Below are 14,800 nucleotides of genomic sequence, written 5' to 3'. Positions count from 1 at the left end.
TCGGTCACGGAGGCGACACCGTCGTCGACCGCACGACGAGGCGCGGTTCGAGCATCCGACGGACGGGCGCGGCGCGCCCACGCCGCTCCTCGGACATGCGCGGGAGCAGCAGTTCGCCCGCCGTCCGGCCCACGTCGAAGCTGCGGTCGTCCACCGTCGTCAGCCCGATCAGGCGGGCCGCGGCGAGCGACGTGTCGTCGTAGCCGACCACCGACAGCTCGCGGGGAACGTCGACCCCCGCCGCGCGGGCGGCCCCCATGGCGCCCACCGCCATCACGTCGTTCGCCGCGAACAGCGCGGTGACGGACCGATCCCGTTCCAGTACCTCCGCCGCGGCGCGGAACCCCGCGTCGTCCGTGGCCTGCGCCGCCCGTCCGGCCTCGACCACGACCGCGCCGAGGCGCCCCGCCTCGGCCGCGAAGGCCGCGCTCCGGGCCGTTCCGGCCCCGCCCGCGACCGGGAGCTGTCCCAGCCGGCGGTGCCCCAGCCCGACGAGGTGCCGGGCGGCGAGGCGCGCGCCCTCCGCGTCGTCGTTCGCCACCGCGTCGTACGGCAGGTCCCGGTCCTCCCGGGTCCCCGCCACGACGACCGGCGGCACGTGCGGCGCACCGTCGAGATCGACGAGGGTCTGCGGCGGGTCCATGCCGAGCACCATCCCGTCGACCCGCATCGAGAGCATGGACTCGACGGGGTCCTCCGCCTGGCCGGCGCTCGCCACGTCGACCACCGCGAGGCGATAGCCCGCGGGCCCCAGGGCGGCGTGCAGACCGCGCACCAGATCGACGAACCAGAGGTTGGTGTAGTCGTCGATGAGCACGCCCACAGTGCGCGTGCGCGAGGCCGCGAGGCTGGCCGCGGCGCGACTCGGCCGGTATCCCAGCTCGGCGATCGCCGCCCGCACCGCCGCGCGCGACGACTCTCCGACCCGCGGGGACCCCTGCATGACCAGGGACACGAGCGATTTCGACACCCCCGCCCGCTGGGCGACGTCGTAGATCGTCGGCCGATTCGCCACGCTGTACCCCCTTGACAGGACATAAGAACATTGAGCATCATTCTGTTGGAGCGCTCCAACAACCATCAGTCTAGGCCGTCACCGGCTGCACATCCACTTTCCTCGAAGGAGGGCCCATGAACCACAACAGCATCGGCGTCGCCGTGATCGGCGCCGGGATGGCGGGCAAGGCGCACGCGGCCGGGTATCGCGCGGCGACCGCCGTCTACGGCCCCGGACTCCCCGACGTCCGGCTGGTGTCGGTCGCCGACGCGCACGCACCACTCGCGGTGGAGACCGCGCGCCGGTTCGGTTTCGCGCGGCACGACACCTCCTGGGAGGCGATCGCCGCGGCCGACGACATCGACGTGGTCAGCGTCGTGGTCGCGAACGCGCTGCACCGCCCCGTGGTCGAGGCCCTGCTCGCCGCGGGGAAGCACGTGCTCTGCGAGAAGCCGCTGGCCGCCGGCCTCGACGACGCCCGGGCCATGGTCGGCGCCGCCGGCTCGGCGCAGGCGCGCGGCGTCTTCGGCAGGATCGGCCTGACGTACCTCCGCTCCCCCGGCATCGCGCTGCTCGGCGACCTGGTGCGCAGCGGCAGGCTCGGGCGGCTCGTCAACTTCGACGGTGCGTACTGGACCGATTACGCGTGCGACCCCGACGGACCCATCAGCTGGCGATTCAAGGGCCCCGCGGGCTCGGGAGCACTGGCCGACGTGGGCAGCCACCTCACGTACATCGCCGAGCTGTTCGGCGGCCGGATCGCGACCGTGCGCGGCGCCACCCTGCACACCGCGTTCGGCACCCGGCCCACGCCGCTCGGCCGGGTCGTCGGGCACGAGCACGCCGCCGTGAGCGACCGGCGCGAGACCGTCGAGAACGACGACGTCGCGGGGTTCTTCGTGGACTTCGAGAACGGCGGCACCGGCGCCCTCCAGGTGTCCCGGGTGGCGGCCGGCCACCCGAACACCCTGAAGTTCGAGGTGTTCTGCGAGCGCGGATCGGCCTCGTTCGACTTCCGCAGGCCCGGGCAGGTGGAGGTCGTGCTCGCCGACGACGACCACGACCTGGCCGGCCCGCGCACCATCACCCTGGGCCCGGAGCACCCGTACTGGCGCGGCGGCCTCGCGATGGACGCGCCCGGCGTCGGCGTCGGCCAGAACGACGGATTCGTGTTCCAGGCACGCGCCTTCCTTGAGGAGGTCGCCGGGCTGCCCGCCGACGAATCCCTCCCCCGCAACGCCGATTTCGCCGACGGGCTGCACAACATGGAACTCATCGACGCGGTCGCCCGCTCCGCCGCCCGGGGCGGCGCCCCCGTGGACCTGATCGCCCCGCTCACCCATATCTGACCCCACCGGACCATCGGAGTACGACATGAGACTCGGCCTGTACAACGCCATCCTGCACGACCGCCCGCTCCCCGAGGCCATCGAGGTGATCGCCGGAGTCGGCCTCACCGGCATCGAGATCAACACCGGCGGATTCCTGCCGCCCGTCCACGTCCCCGGCATGGACGACATCCTCGCCAGCGATACCGCCCGCGACGACTACCTGGGCCACTTCGAGGGCACCGGCGTCGCGATCGCCGGCCTGAACTGCAACGGCAACCCGCTGCACCCGAACCCGGCCATCGGACCGAAGCACGCGGAGGACGTGCGCCGGTCCATCCGCCTCGCCGCACGCCTGGGCCAGGACCGGGTCGTCACCATGTCGGGACTGCCCGGCGGTGAGCCCGGCGCGCGCCGGACCAACTGGATCGTCAACGCGTGGAACTCCGCCGCCCTCGACGTGCTCGACCACCAGTGGGAGATCGTCACCGAGTTCTGGCGCGAGACCGACCGGTTCGCCCGCGACCACGGGGTGAAGGTGGCCCTGGAGCTGCACCCGCAGAACGTGGTGTTCAACTGCGATTCGGTGCACGAGCTGATCGAACGTACCCGGGCCACCCACGTGGGCGTGGAGCTCGACGCCTCGCACCTGTTCTGGCAGCAGATGGATCCCGTGGCGGTAGTGCGGCACCTGGGCGACCTGGTGTTCCACGCCGCCGCGAAGGACGTCCGGATCAACCCCGCGAACGCCGCGCTGAACGGGGTGCTGGACAACGGTTTCCGCCGGCTGCGTCCCGACGAGTCGCGCACCAACCTGGGCGGCGACGAGTGGGCGAACGAGTGGCCGAAGGAGTCGGCGTGGGACTTCGTGGCGCTCGGCAAGGGCCACGACACGGCCTATTGGACCGAGTTCCTGCGCGCCCTGCACGAGGTGGATCCCGGGATGCTCGTCAACATCGAGCACGAGGACACCGAGCTCGGCCCCGTCGAGGGCGTCGCGGCGGCGGCCGAGGTGCTCAAGGCCGCCGACCGCGCGCTCGCCGACTCACCGGGCTGAGGGGTTTGCGCGCCCGCGCCTCCGGTTCACGACCGCAGCGGGACCCACCGTCCGTCCGCGACGGAGGTGGTCATCGCGTCGAGGGCGCGGGCGCTGAAGACCGCATCGGCCACGGTGGCGCCCTCCGGTTCGCCGGTCACGATCGACCGGAGGAAGTGCTGCGCCTCGATCACCTTGAGGTCGTCGTAACCCATCGGATTGGCGGCGCCCGGCTGGAAGGCCGCGTAGTCCCCACTGCCCGGGCCGACGAACAGCGTGGTGGAGGGCTGATCCTGGTACGACTCGCCGAGGGAGGTCTCCAGTTCCCCCATGCGCCGGTAGTCCCACCGCAGCATTCCCTCGGTGCCGTGGATCTCGAAGCCGTACGAGTTCTGTTCCCCCACGGCCACTCTGCTCGCCTCGAGTACGCACCGGGCGCCCGACGCGAGGCGCAGCTGCGCGGAGAGGAAGTCGTCGTTCTCCACCGCGCCGCGCCGGCCGCCGGTGGCGAGCTGGTGTCCCGATGTCGCACCCGCCGGCTCGGACCGCTCGGGGATGAAGATCGCGGTGTCGGCGACGAGGGAGTCGATGTCACCGAGCAGGTAGCGGATGAGGTCCACACCGTGCGAGCCCAGATCGCCCAGCACCCCGTTGCCACCCCGGTCGGCCCGGTACCGCCAGGTGAGTGCCCCGTCCGGATGCGCGGCGTAATCGCTGAAGAACCGGAACCGGGCGTGGGTCACGTCGCCGATCCGGCCGTCCGCGACGAGGGCGCGCGCCGCCTGCACCGCCGGGGCGTTGCGGTAGTTGAAGCCGACCGCGGTGCGCCGGTCGTTGCGGGCCGCCGCCTCCGCGACCGCGACGGCATCCGCTTCGGTGAGGCCCACGGGCTTCTCGATCCACAGATGCTTCCCCGCATCGAGCACGGCGCTGCCGATCTCGCGGTGCAGGAAGTTCGGCACCGTCACGGACACCGCGTCGACCGACGGGTCGTCCAGGACCGCGCGCCAGTCCGTCGCGGCGGTGCGGGCGCCGAATCGCGCGGCGAAGGTCTCGGCGCGGCCGGGCACGTCGTCGGCCACCGCCACGAGCTCGGGAAGCGCGGGCCCCTCGGGATAGTGGTGGGGCACACGGACATAGGCCTGCGCGTGCACGCGGCCCATCCACCCCATCCCGATCACCGCGACGCGTACCGGCTGCAGATCATTCGTCATGGCGAGGACGATACGGATCACATGACCTGATGTAAATACAAATCTTCCTCGGGACATCGACGCCGGTACAGACGCATCCACCGGTCGTCACGGACGAACCGATCGCGAGATTTGTGACTTCTCGTCTTAATGTATGAACAAACTTGCCGAAACCTCTTGATTGTGTCGTGGATCACTGCCATCCTATCCACTAGCCGAACCTCGGTCCGGCCCCCGATCCGCCTCGAAGGAGTACCCGTGTCACACGCCAGCGCCGCGGAGGGCGGCACCAGACTGCCGGCCCTCAGACCCGGCCCCCACCAGCGCCGCATGGACCTCGTCGCCGTCGTGGCGACGTTCGGTGGCCTGCTCTTCGGCTACGACACCGGCGTGCTCAACGGCGCGCTGGAGCCGATGAAGCACGACCTCGGACTGAACACCACCACCGAGGGCCTGGTCGTCAGCACGCTGCTGATCGGTGCGGCGATCGGCTCGCTCGTGTGCGGGCGGCTCGCCGATGCGATCGGCCGCCGGAAGACCATGATCATCCTGTCGATCATCTTCTTCGTCGGGACGCTCGGCGCCGTGGTGGCGCCCGGCCTGACGATGATGTTGCCCGCCCGGTTCGTGCTCGGCCTCGCGGTGGGCGGTGCGTCGGTCGTCGTCCCCGTCTACCTCTCCGAGCTCGCGCCGACCGAACGACGCGGCACGCTGGGCGGCCGGAACGAGCTCGCCATCGTGGTGGGCCAGCTCGCCGCCTTCGTGGTCAACGCGATCATCGCTTCCGTGTGGCCCCCGCTCACCGCCGACAATCCCGACGGGCATTCCGGCGTGTGGCGGATCATGCTCGCGATCTGCGCGATCCCCGCGGTCTGCCTGTTCCTCGGCATGCTGAAGATGCCGGAGTCCCCGCGCTGGTACATCTCCAAGGGCCGCGACGACGAGGCGCTCGCCGTGCTGATGCAGGTCCGCACCGAGGACCGGGCGCGAGCGGAGATGGCCGAGGTCGAAGAACTGGCCCAGGAGGAGGAGGCGTCGCAGACCGGCGGATTCGCCGACCTCGCGATCCCGTGGGTGCGCAGGATCATGCTGGCCGCGATCATCCTGGCGGTCGCCCAGCAACTCACCGGCATCAACTCGGTCATGTACTACGGCACCGAGATGCTCAAGACCGCGGGGTTCAGCAGCAGCGCGGCGCCGATCGCGAACATCTTCATGGGCGTCGCCGCAGTGGTCGGCAGCTCGATCTGCCTGTTCCTCCTCATCGACCGGATCCCGCGACGCAAGCTCATCCTGATGGGCATGGTCGGGGTCACCGTCTGCCACGGGCTCACGGTGCTCTCCGCGACCTTCCTCCCCCCGGGCAAGATCCAGGCGTACGCCGTCCTCGTGTTCGTCGCCCTGTTCGTGCTCGCCATGCAGACGGCCCTCAACGTGCCCGTCTGGGTATGCCTGTCCGAGTTGTTCCCGCTGCGGCTGCGCGGCTTCGGCATGGGCCTGTCCGTGCTCATCCTCTGGCTCACCAACGCCGCTGTGGGCCAGGCCTTCCCCACGCTGATCAAGGTCGGCGGCATCGTAGGGACGTACGGCTTCTTCTTCGTGGTGTGCGCGCTGTTCGCGTTCCTGATCTACAAGACCCTGCCCAATACGAGCGGCCGTTCGCTGGAGGAACTCGAGGAGTCCTTCGCCGCCGGCGACTTCCGCTGAGCCCCAAGGAGACCATTCATGAGCATCATCGTCGCCGTGCCCGGCACCTCCGAGGGCCCCGTCGCGCTCCGCGCGGGTGTCGAGGAGGCCAAGTCGCTCGGGACAGACCTCATCGCCGTCAACATCGGGATCACGAGGCTCGACCTGTCGGGACTCGACGAATCCGTTCCGGTCACCGTCGTCGAACGCACCGGCCGGGGCGACCGCGACCCCGTCGACGCCGTGCTCGACGAGATCGAGGAGCGCGGCCCCACGCGGCTCGTGATCGCCGTGCGCCGGAGGAGCGCGGTGAGCAAGGCCGTGCTCGGCAGCGTGAGCCAGCGGCTGATCCTCAACTCGCCCATCCCCGTCCTCGCGGTCAAGGCGGACTGAGGGCCTCGCATCGGTCGATGGTCGTGGCGGGCGCCGGTAAGGTGCTCGCCATGACCATCGTCGTCGCCGTACCGGAGAGCGCCGAGGGGCCCGCCGCCCTCGCCGCCGCCGCGGCCGAGGCGCAGCGCCTCGGCACCGACCTCGTGGCGGTCAACGTGGGGCTCACCCCGCTCGACGTGGCGGGCGTCGCCGTGGACGGCGGCGTCACGGTGGTCGAGCGCGCCGGCCGCGCCGATCGCGATCCCGCGGACGCGGTCCTCGACGCGATCGCCGAGTACGGGGCCGAGCGGCTGGTGATCGGCGTCCGGCGCCGGTCACGCGTGGGGAAGGCGCTGCTGGGCAGCGTGAGTCAGCGGCTCATCCTGGGCTCGCCCGTCCCCGTGCTCGCGGTCAAGACGGACTGACCTCTCAGCGGTCCTCGGCGAGGTTGGTCAGGGTGCCGATGCCCTCGACGGTGACCGCCACGTGCTGGCCGGCGGTGATCGGGCCGACGCCCTCCGGCGTCCCCGTGAGGATCACGTCGCCCGGCAGCAGGGTCATCACCGAGCTGATCCACTCCACGACGTCGCCGATCGAGTGGATCATCTTCGACGTGCGCGAGTCCTGCTTGATCTCTCCGTCGAGCTCCGTGTAGATCCGGGCGTCCGCCGGATCGAACTCCGTCTCGATCCACGGCCCCAGCGGGCAGAACGTGTCGTAGCTCTTGCCGCGGGTCCACTGCCCGTCGTGCCGCTGCTGGTCCCGGGCGGTCACATCGTTGGCCACGGTGTAGCCCAGGATCACGTCCTTCGCGCGCTCGGCCGCCACGTCGCGGCAGGGCTGGCCGATCACGACGGCCAACTCGCCCTCGTAGTCCACCTGCTGGGAGCTGCGCGGAAGCTTGATCGGCGCCAGCGGGCCGATGATCGACGTGTTCGGCTTGATGAAGATCACCGGATCCTTCGGCGCCTCGCCACCCATCTCCGCGGCGTGCGCCGCGTAGTTCTTACCGATGCAGATCACCTTGCTGGCGAGGATCGGGGCCAGCAGCCGCACATCGTCGAGGGCCCAACTGCGGCCCGTGAAAGTCGGTGTGCCGAAAGGATGTTCGGCGATCTCGCGGGCCCGGGCACCATCTTCCGGATCCCCTTCGATCGCCGCGAAGGCGACACCGTCACTGCTGGCGATTCGTGCAAGGCGCATACGCCGAGCCTACCGTTTGGCCGGGATACTTCGATCCGCTAGGCTTCGTCTCAGATAGTAAGCTTGTTGTCTCACTGGTTGGGAGTAGTGATGGAGATGTCCGCCGCCCGCCGATGGTGGATCCTGGTGGTCTCCATGACCGCCGCGATCACCACCACCGCGACCGTCAACTGCACCGCGTTCCTCATCCCCCAGCTCATCCACGACGGGCTCCCCGTCCAGCGCGCCGGCCTGTTCGCCGCCGCCGCCCCCGCGGGCCTGCTTCTCACCACCATCGTGTGGGGCGCGATGATCGACCGGTACGGCGAGCGCCGCGTCCTCCTCGTCAGCCTCTCGGGAGCGGCGATCGGGCTGGCGGCCACGGTCTCCGGGTTCGCCGCGGGCGCGCCCCTTCCCGTGATCGCGGGCGGGCTGTTCGTCTCGTCCGCCATGGCCGCGAGCGGCAACGGCGCCAGCGGTCGCATCGTGGTCGGCTGGTTCCCCGCGTCGAGCCGCGGCACGGCGATGGGCATCCGCCAGACCTCGCAGCCGCTCGGCATCGCCCTGCTGTCGCTGACCATGCCGTACCTCGCCAGCCGTGTCGGCCTGACCTGGGCCATGACGGTGCCGCTCACGGTCGCCGTGGTGTCGGTGATCCTGGTGTTCGCCTTCATCGTCGACCCGCCCCGGCCCGAATCCGGCGCCGCCGCGGCGGAGGCGCGGGAGAACCCGTACCGCGAGGACTCGTTCCTCGTGCGGATCCACGCGGTCTCACTGCTGCTCGTCCTACCCCAGGGCGCCGTGTGGACGTGGGGCATCACCTGGCTGATCGTCGGGATGCATTGGGCCCCCGCCACCGCGGGCCTGCTGGTGTCCGCGAGCCAGTTGTTCGGCGCCCTCGGCCGCATCGCGGCGGGGACGTGGTCCGACAGGCTGGGCTCCCGCACCTCCCCCATCCGATGGATCGCCCTCGCGGCCGCGCTGACCATGGGCGCGCTGGGCGCACTGACCGCGGTCGGCTCCCCCGTCGCAGTGCTGGTGTTCCTCGTGGCGTCGGTGGTCACCGTCGCGGACAACGGTCTGGCGTTCACCGCCATCGCCGAGAAGGCCGGGCCGTTCTACAGCGGTCGGGCGCTCGGGATCCAGAACACCGGGCAGTTCCTCGTCACCACCGCGGCGGGGCCGATCCTCGGTGGGCTGATCCACACCGCGGGTTTCGCCGCGGCCTTCGCCATCGTCGGGCTCGCGCCCCTGGTCGCCTTCCCCCTGGTCCCCCGCGACGCGACGCCCCGCGACGGCGTCACGCGCGAGCCGGCACCGTCGGGCACCCCCAACCGGACTTAACAGCAGTAGAGCCCCGCTCTTTCCGGCGTGTCGAGCTGGGCTAACGCTGTTAAGTCAGGGAGGCGGGGACGACGGTGCCCGTCCCGACAGCGCGAGCGGGCGTCCGCCGCCGGGTTACGCGCTGAGGGCGGCGGCGATGCGGTCGCCGACCTCGGTGGTCCGGATCGGGGCGTCGCCGCGGGCGGCGAGATCGGCGGTCACGGCCTCCTCGATCCGCTGCGCGCCGACCTCGTCGCCGAGGTGCCGCAGCAGCATCGCGGCGGAGAGGATCGCCGCCGTCGGATCCGCGACGCCCTGGCCCACGATGTCCGGCGCGCTGCCGTGCACGGGCTCGAACATCGACGGGTTGATGCCCGTCGCGTCGATGTTGCCCGACGCGGCGAGGCCGATGCCGCCGGAGACCGCGCCGGCCTCGTCGGTGAGGATGTCGCCGAACAGGTTGTCCGTGACGATCACGTCGAACCGCGACGGGTCGGTCACCAGGTAGATGGTGGCCGCGTCGATGTGGCTGTAATCCACCGCCACGTCCGGGAACTCGCGCGCGACGTCGTCGACGGTGCGCTGCCACAGGCCGCCGCCGTGCACCAGCACGTTGGTCTTGTGCACGAGGGTCAGCTTGTTGCGGCGGGTGCGCGCCAGCTCGAACGCGAAGCGCACCACGCGCTCCGCGCCGAAGCGGGTGTTCACCGACGTCTCGTTGGCGACCTCCTGCGGGGTGCCCACGCGGATCGCGCCGCCGTTGCCGGTGTACGCGCCCTCGGTGCCCTCGCGGACCACGACGAAATCGATCTCGCCCGGATCCTTCAGGGGCGACTCGACACCCGGGAACAGCTTGGACGGCCGCAGATTCACGTGGTGGTCCAGCGCGAACCGCATCTTCAGCAGCAGGCCGCGCTCGAGGACGCCCGGCGGCACCGTGCGCGGATCGCCGATGGCGCCCAACAGGATCGCGTCGTGCTCGCGCAGCGAGGCGAGGTCCTCGTCGGTGAGCAGCTCGCCGTTGCGCTCGTAACGCCGGGCGCCCAGGTCGTAGTCGGTGGTCTCGAACTCGCCGACCACGGCGCGGAGCACCTTGAGCGCCTCGTCCGTCACCTCGGGGCCGATGCCGTCCCCGCCGATCACCGCGAGCTTCACGAGAGGTCCACCGCCGCGATCGTGGTCGCCTCGACGGCCTCGCCGACGGCCTTCTGCACGTCTGCCGAGATCGGCTGGCTCAGGCGCAGCAGCATGGTGGCGCCGGTGCCCTCGGCGTCCTGGCTGAGGGCCGCGGCCTGGATGTCCACGCCCGCGTCGCCCAGGACGGTGCCGATCTTGCCCAGCGAGCCGGGCTTGTCGCCGTAGGCCACGAACAGGTTCAGGCCCTCGGCGCGCAGGTCGAAGTTGCGGCCGTTGATGTTGGTGACCTTCTGCACCTGCGCCAGGCCCGAGAGGGTGCCCGACACGTTCTGCACGGTCCCGTCGCCGTACACCGCGCGCACGTCGACCAGGCTGCGGTGGTTCGGGCTCTCCGAGAGCTTCTCCAGCTCGACGGTGACCCCGCGCTCCTCCGCCAGGGCGGGGGCGTTGACGAACGTGACCGGCTCCTCGATGACCGAGGAGAACAGGCCGCGCAGGGCCGAGAGCTGCAGGATGTCGACGTTCTCGCTGGCCAGCTCGCCGCGGACGGTGACGCCCAGCTTCTCCGGGAGCGGGCCGGGCAGGCCGCCCAGCAGCACGCCGAGCTTGCGGGTGAGCTCGAGCCAGGGCGCGACCTCCTCGTCGACGGCGCCGCCCTTCACGTTCACGGCGTCCGGCACGAACTCGCCGGCCAGCGCCAGCTTGACGCTCGCGGCCACGTCGGTGCCGGCGCGGTCCTGCGCCTCCGAGGTCGAGGCGCCGAGGTGCGGGGTCACGACGACCTGAGGCAGCTCGAACAACGGGCTGTCGGTGCAGGGCTCGGTCTCGAACACGTCGAGGCCGGCGCCGAACACGTGGCCCGAGGTGATCGCGTCGGCGAGCGCCTGCTCGTCGACCAGCCCACCGCGGGCGGCGTTGACGATGATCACGCCCTTCTTGGTCTTGGCCAGCAGCTCGCGCCCGATGAGGCCCTTGGTCTCGGGGGTCTTCGGCAGGTGCACCGTCATCAGGTCGGCGCGCTCCACCAGCTCCTCCAGCGTGACGAGCTCGATGCCGAGCTGCGCGGCGCGGGCCGGGCTGACGTAGGGGTCGTACGCGATGATCTTGGTCTCGAAGGCGGCGAGGCGCTGCGCGACCAGCTGACCGATGCGTCCCATGCCGACGACGCCGACCGTCTTGCCGAGGATCTCGACACCGTTGAACGAGCTGCGCTTCCAGGTGTGCTCGCGCAGGGTCTTGTCGGCGGCGGGGATCTGGCGCGCTGCGGCCAGCATCAGGGCCACGGCGTGCTCGGCGGCGGTGTGGATGTTGGACGTGGGCGCGTTGACCACGAGCACGCCGCGCTCGGTGGCGGCCGGCACGTCCACGTTGTCCAGGCCGACGCCGGCGCGGGCGACGATCTTGACCTTGGTGGCGGCGGCGAGCACCTCCGCGTCGACGGTGGTGGCCGAGCGCACCAGCAGCGCGTCCGCCTCGGGGACCGCGGCCAGCAGGGCCGGGCGATCCGGGCCGTCGACCCACTTGACCTCGACGTCGTCGCCGAGCGCCTCCACTGTCGACGGTGCCAGCTTGTCGGCGATCAATACCACGGGACGGGTCACTTGCGCTCCTCATTCACGGTGCCGGTTGCACGGTCAGCTTAATGACCTGCGTCGGCGACGGTCCGCGCCGGGTTGCCGGGAGCGTGCGGCCCGAAGATCCGGCGCACCGCGAGCGCCACCTCCACATCGAGCCGGTCGTCGCCGATCGCCCTGCCCCGGCGCTGGATCGCCCGCCGCACGCGGTACTTCACCGAGTTGGCGTGCAGGAGCTGCTGCTCGGCCGTCGCCTTGAAGCTGCCGCCGGTGCGCAGGAAGATCTCGAGGGTGCTGCGCAGCCGCTCGTCGGCGGCACTGCCCCCGGTCAGCTCCCCGAGCACCCCGTCGGCCCAGGTGCGGGCGGCGCCGACGTCCTGGGCGACCAGGGCGGCGAGGCCCACCCCCGGATCGGTCGCCACGAGCAGCGGCGCGGCCGTCGCATCCGCGACCCGGCGGACCTCCCGCGCCGCGCGGTTGGTCGTACGGAACCCGTCGATCCCCTCCCCGGGCGGCCCGAGCACCACCCTCGGCGCATCGGCGCCGGCGGCGATGAACTCCCGGGCGGCGGCGATCGCGGTATCGCCGTCGGCGACCGGCAGCCAGGCCCAGGCCGTGAGGCGGTCGACCGCCACCGTGAGCGGGGGTGCCGCCGCTCCGGCCGCGGCGCCGAGCTCACGCAGGAAGCGTTCGATCCGCTCGACCTCGTCGACACCTTCGGAGTACCAGGCGACCAGCCCGATGTGCCGGCCGCGCAACGGGTACCTGATGCTCGCGGACGCGGCGGCCACGCTGGGCACCTCGCCCTCGAGCACCTCGAGCACCCGCATCGTCCGGGCGCCGCTGCGGGCGTCGACCCATGCCGCCCGCTCCGCCTCGTACTCGTCCAGGACCCGCTGGGTGACCACGTCGTTGTAGTCGAAGGACCAGCCCACGAGCCAGCGCATGGCGGCCTCCCGCAGGTCCTGCGCCGCCTCGCGATCCGCGTCCAGGGTTTCGCCGATCAGGGCGATCATCGTCTGCTGGCCGAGGTAGTAGGCCCGGACGAGCGAGGTCGCGGCCAGACCGCGCTGAGCGACGCGCCGCGGGTACTCGAGCGCTGCGAGAGGGACCTCGATCCGCTCCACCGGGACGTCGAGAACGACCGCGTGCGTGACGTTCTCGACATTGGCCTCGACGCTCGCGGCCAGCGATCCGAAGATCGCGTCGTCGTCCCGCAGGCCGGGGAGGTCGGCCGCTATCCGCTCGGTCATGGCGTCGGACACCTCCCGGCGCGACGCCTCGCTCAACACCCGGGCGATCAGCTGCCGCGGCGCATCGGAATCCATCACCAAATCCTAGAGGCCCGGGCCGCCGAGACCACCAAGAATTCGTCCTCTGAGGACGAAACTCGCCTCACATCTCGTCGCCCGTGGACGATGTGACGGCGGTCACGACCGCCCTACCGTTGGGTGTACCCACCGGAACAGGAGCCACCGTGACCTTCACATTCCCCACCTTCGCCCACCTGCCCGAGGTGCGCGCCGCGGCGGCGCCGCACGCGCCCGCGGTGGCCGACGACGCACTCGACCTGGACAACGCCGCGTTCGACGCCGCGGTCCGCAGCGCGGCGACGGCCCTGCGCGCCGCCGGGATCGGTCGCGGCAACGTCGTCGCGGTGAAGCTGCCGAACACCGCGCTGCTCGTGGTCACCCTGTTCGCCTCATGGCGCCTGGGCGCCGCGGCCACGCCGATCAACCCGTACCTGGCGCGCCCCGAGGTCGAGTACCAGGTGCGGGATGCGGGAGCCGCAGTGCTCGTCACCGACGAGGACTCCCCCGCCGGGGTCACCGTCGTCGCCGCGGACTCCCTCCTGGGCCGCGTGCCCGACGCCGCGGAGCCGGTGGCGGCGCCGGAGGACCTGGCGTTGCTGATCTACACCTCCGGTACCACCGGGCGCCCCAAGGGCGTGATGCTCGACCACGCGAATCTTCTGGCGATGAGCGAGATGTCCTCGGCCGCTTTCGCCTTCGACGAGCACGATCACAGCCTGTTGATCCTGCCGCTGTTCCACGTCAACGCGATCGTCGTGTCCACCCTGAACCCGCTGCGCGGCGGCGGGCGCGTGACGATCGCGAGCAGGTTCGAGCCCCGCACCTTCTTCGACGTGCTCGAAGCGACGGGCGCGACCTACTTCTCCGCGGTGCCCACGATCTACACGATGTTGGCCGGCCTCCCGCCCGAGGTGCGCCCGGACCTGTCGAACGTGCGCTTCGGGGTGTGCGGTGCGGCGCCCGCGAGCCGGGAACTGCTCGCTGGCTTCGAGGCCCGCTACGGCTTCCCTCTGATCGAGGGCTACGGGCTCTCCGAATGCACGTGCGCCGCCACGTGCAACCCCCTCGACGGCGTCCGCAAGGCGGGCACCGTCGGGGTGGCCCTCCCGGGCCAGCGGATCCGGATCGCCGGGGCCGACGGTGCGGACGTCCCGATCGGCGAGCCGGGCGAGGTGCTGCTCGCGGGGCCGAACATCATGCGCGGCTACCTCGGCCGGCCCGAGGAGACCGCGAAGACCGTGGTCGACGGCTGGCTGCACACCGGCGACGTGGGCGTCCTCGACGAGGACGGTTACCTCCGCCTGGTGGATCGCGCGAAGGACATGATCATCCGCGGCGGGGAGAACATCTACCCCAAGGAGATCGAGACCACGGTGTACGGCGTCGACGGCGTCGCCGAGGCGGCCGTCATCGGCCGGCCGGACGCGAAGTACGGCGAGCTGCCGGTGCTCTACGTCTCCGCCGCTCCCGGCGTGCGGCTCGACGTCGACACCGTGGCGGCGCACGCCCGTGAGCAGCTCGCGAAGTACAAGCAGCCCGTCGCCATCACCGTGCTCGACACGCTGCCGAAGAACCCCGTCGGCAAGATCGACAAGCCCTCCCTGCGCCGACTCGATGCGGCCACCGTCGCCCCCGCCTGATCCACCCCTCCCCGTAAGG

The 14,800-nt window shown here is 71.4% G+C and carries 13 protein-coding genes; 7 read left to right on the top strand and 6 right to left on the bottom strand.

The features are described from left to right. Positions 1-4: 4 nt before the first annotated feature. The gene (locus BN39_RS18780) at positions 5-1,015 is read right to left on the bottom strand and encodes a LacI family DNA-binding transcriptional regulator (RefSeq protein ID WP_019203992.1); all 1,011 of its coding nucleotides are present in this window, start codon (positions 1,013-1,015) and stop codon (positions 5-7) included. 116 nt (positions 1,016-1,131) lie between these two features. On the opposite strand from BN39_RS18780, the gene BN39_RS18775 reads away from it, so the two are divergent. Continuing rightward, positions 1,132-2,346, top strand: coding sequence for a Gfo/Idh/MocA family protein (locus BN39_RS18775; RefSeq protein WP_019203991.1), 1,215 nt, complete (start codon positions 1,132-1,134; stop codon positions 2,344-2,346). A gap of 25 nt (positions 2,347-2,371) precedes the next feature. Beyond that, positions 2,372-3,382 carry a sugar phosphate isomerase/epimerase gene (locus BN39_RS18770; protein WP_019203990.1) on the top strand — a complete coding sequence of 337 codons (1,011 nt, stop codon included), beginning with the start codon at positions 2,372-2,374 and terminating at the stop codon, positions 3,380-3,382. Positions 3,383-3,408: 26 nt separating this feature from the next. On the opposite strand, the gene BN39_RS18765 is transcribed toward BN39_RS18770, so the two are convergent. Beyond that, positions 3,409-4,575, bottom strand: coding sequence for a Gfo/Idh/MocA family protein (locus BN39_RS18765; protein ID WP_040768858.1), 1,167 nt, complete (start codon positions 4,573-4,575; stop codon positions 3,409-3,411). 237 nt (positions 4,576-4,812) lie between these two features. On the opposite strand from BN39_RS18765, the gene BN39_RS18760 reads away from it, so the two are divergent. The 3 genes from BN39_RS18760 to BN39_RS18750 are packed head-to-tail and all read left to right on the top strand — an operon-like array spanning position 4,813 to position 7,037. Continuing rightward, positions 4,813-6,261, top strand: coding sequence for a sugar porter family MFS transporter (locus BN39_RS18760; protein ID WP_019203988.1), 1,449 nt, complete (start codon positions 4,813-4,815; stop codon positions 6,259-6,261). Positions 6,262-6,279: 18 nt separating this feature from the next. Further along, positions 6,280-6,633 (top strand): universal stress protein, encoded by a 354-nt coding sequence (locus BN39_RS18755; RefSeq protein WP_019203987.1) that lies wholly within the window; start codon positions 6,280-6,282, stop codon positions 6,631-6,633. A gap of 50 nt (positions 6,634-6,683) precedes the next feature. Then, positions 6,684-7,037 (top strand): universal stress protein, encoded by a 354-nt coding sequence (locus tag BN39_RS18750; protein WP_040768857.1) that lies wholly within the window; start codon positions 6,684-6,686, stop codon positions 7,035-7,037. Between the two features lie 4 nt (positions 7,038-7,041). Here BN39_RS18750 and BN39_RS18745 read toward each other — a convergent pair whose 3' ends face one another. Beyond that, on the bottom strand, positions 7,042-7,815 hold the full coding sequence (locus BN39_RS18745) for a fumarylacetoacetate hydrolase family protein (protein WP_040768705.1): 774 nt from the start codon (positions 7,813-7,815) through the stop codon (positions 7,042-7,044). Between the two features lie 96 nt (positions 7,816-7,911). On the opposite strand from BN39_RS18745, the gene BN39_RS18740 reads away from it, so the two are divergent. Continuing rightward, entirely contained in the window at positions 7,912-9,138 is a 1,227-nt protein-coding gene (locus BN39_RS18740; protein ID WP_371190639.1) for an MFS transporter, read from the top strand. Between the two features lie 114 nt (positions 9,139-9,252). Here the strand turns inward: BN39_RS18740 and BN39_RS18735 are convergent, their stop codons facing one another. The 3 genes from BN39_RS18735 to BN39_RS18725 are packed head-to-tail and all read right to left on the bottom strand — an operon-like array spanning position 9,253 to position 13,156. After that, positions 9,253-10,272, bottom strand: coding sequence for a 3-isopropylmalate dehydrogenase (locus BN39_RS18735; RefSeq protein ID WP_019203983.1), 1,020 nt, complete (start codon positions 10,270-10,272; stop codon positions 9,253-9,255). Beyond that, on the bottom strand, positions 10,269-11,855 hold the full coding sequence (gene serA, locus BN39_RS18730; protein ID WP_040768703.1) for a phosphoglycerate dehydrogenase: 1,587 nt from the start codon (positions 11,853-11,855) through the stop codon (positions 10,269-10,271). Before serA ends, BN39_RS18735 begins: the two co-directional genes overlap by 4 nt. Positions 11,856-11,893: 38 nt before the next feature. Further along, positions 11,894-13,156 (bottom strand): helix-turn-helix domain-containing protein, encoded by a 1,263-nt coding sequence (locus tag BN39_RS18725; RefSeq protein ID WP_019203981.1) that lies wholly within the window; start codon positions 13,154-13,156, stop codon positions 11,894-11,896. A gap of 149 nt (positions 13,157-13,305) precedes the next feature. Here BN39_RS18725 and BN39_RS18720 point away from each other — a divergent pair, with 149 nt between their 5' ends. Beyond that, positions 13,306-14,781, top strand: a complete 1,476-nt coding sequence (locus BN39_RS18720; RefSeq protein ID WP_019203980.1) for a class I adenylate-forming enzyme family protein — start codon at positions 13,306-13,308, stop codon at positions 14,779-14,781. Positions 14,782-14,800: the final 19 nt, after the last annotated feature.

Origin of the sequence: Tsukamurella sp. 1534, assembly GCF_000312385.1 — a bacterium.
Taxonomy (GTDB): domain Bacteria; phylum Actinomycetota; class Actinomycetes; order Mycobacteriales; family Mycobacteriaceae; genus Tsukamurella.
This window is presented reverse-complemented; position numbering and strand designations above follow the sequence as displayed.

Bases quoted from the DNA above. Each gene is read 5' to 3' on its own strand.
- BN39_RS18775 (WP_019203991.1), top strand. From the start codon at position 1,132: ATGAACCACAACAGCATCGGCGTCGCCGTGATCGGCGCCGGGATGGCG.
- BN39_RS18770 (WP_019203990.1), top strand. From the start codon at position 2,372: ATGAGACTCGGCCTGTACAACGCCATCCTGCACGACCGCCCGCTCCCC.
- BN39_RS18765 (WP_040768858.1), bottom strand. From the start codon at position 4,575: ATGACGAATGATCTGCAGCCGGTACGCGTCGCGGTGATCGGGATGGGG.
- BN39_RS18755 (WP_019203987.1), top strand. From the start codon at position 6,280: ATGAGCATCATCGTCGCCGTGCCCGGCACCTCCGAGGGCCCCGTCGCG.
- BN39_RS18750 (WP_040768857.1), top strand. From the start codon at position 6,684: ATGACCATCGTCGTCGCCGTACCGGAGAGCGCCGAGGGGCCCGCCGCC.
- BN39_RS18745 (WP_040768705.1), bottom strand. From the start codon at position 7,815: ATGCGCCTTGCACGAATCGCCAGCAGTGACGGTGTCGCCTTCGCGGCG.
- BN39_RS18740 (WP_371190639.1), top strand. From the start codon at position 7,912: ATGTCCGCCGCCCGCCGATGGTGGATCCTGGTGGTCTCCATGACCGCC.
- BN39_RS18725 (WP_019203981.1), bottom strand. From the start codon at position 13,156: ATGGATTCCGATGCGCCGCGGCAGCTGATCGCCCGGGTGTTGAGCGAG.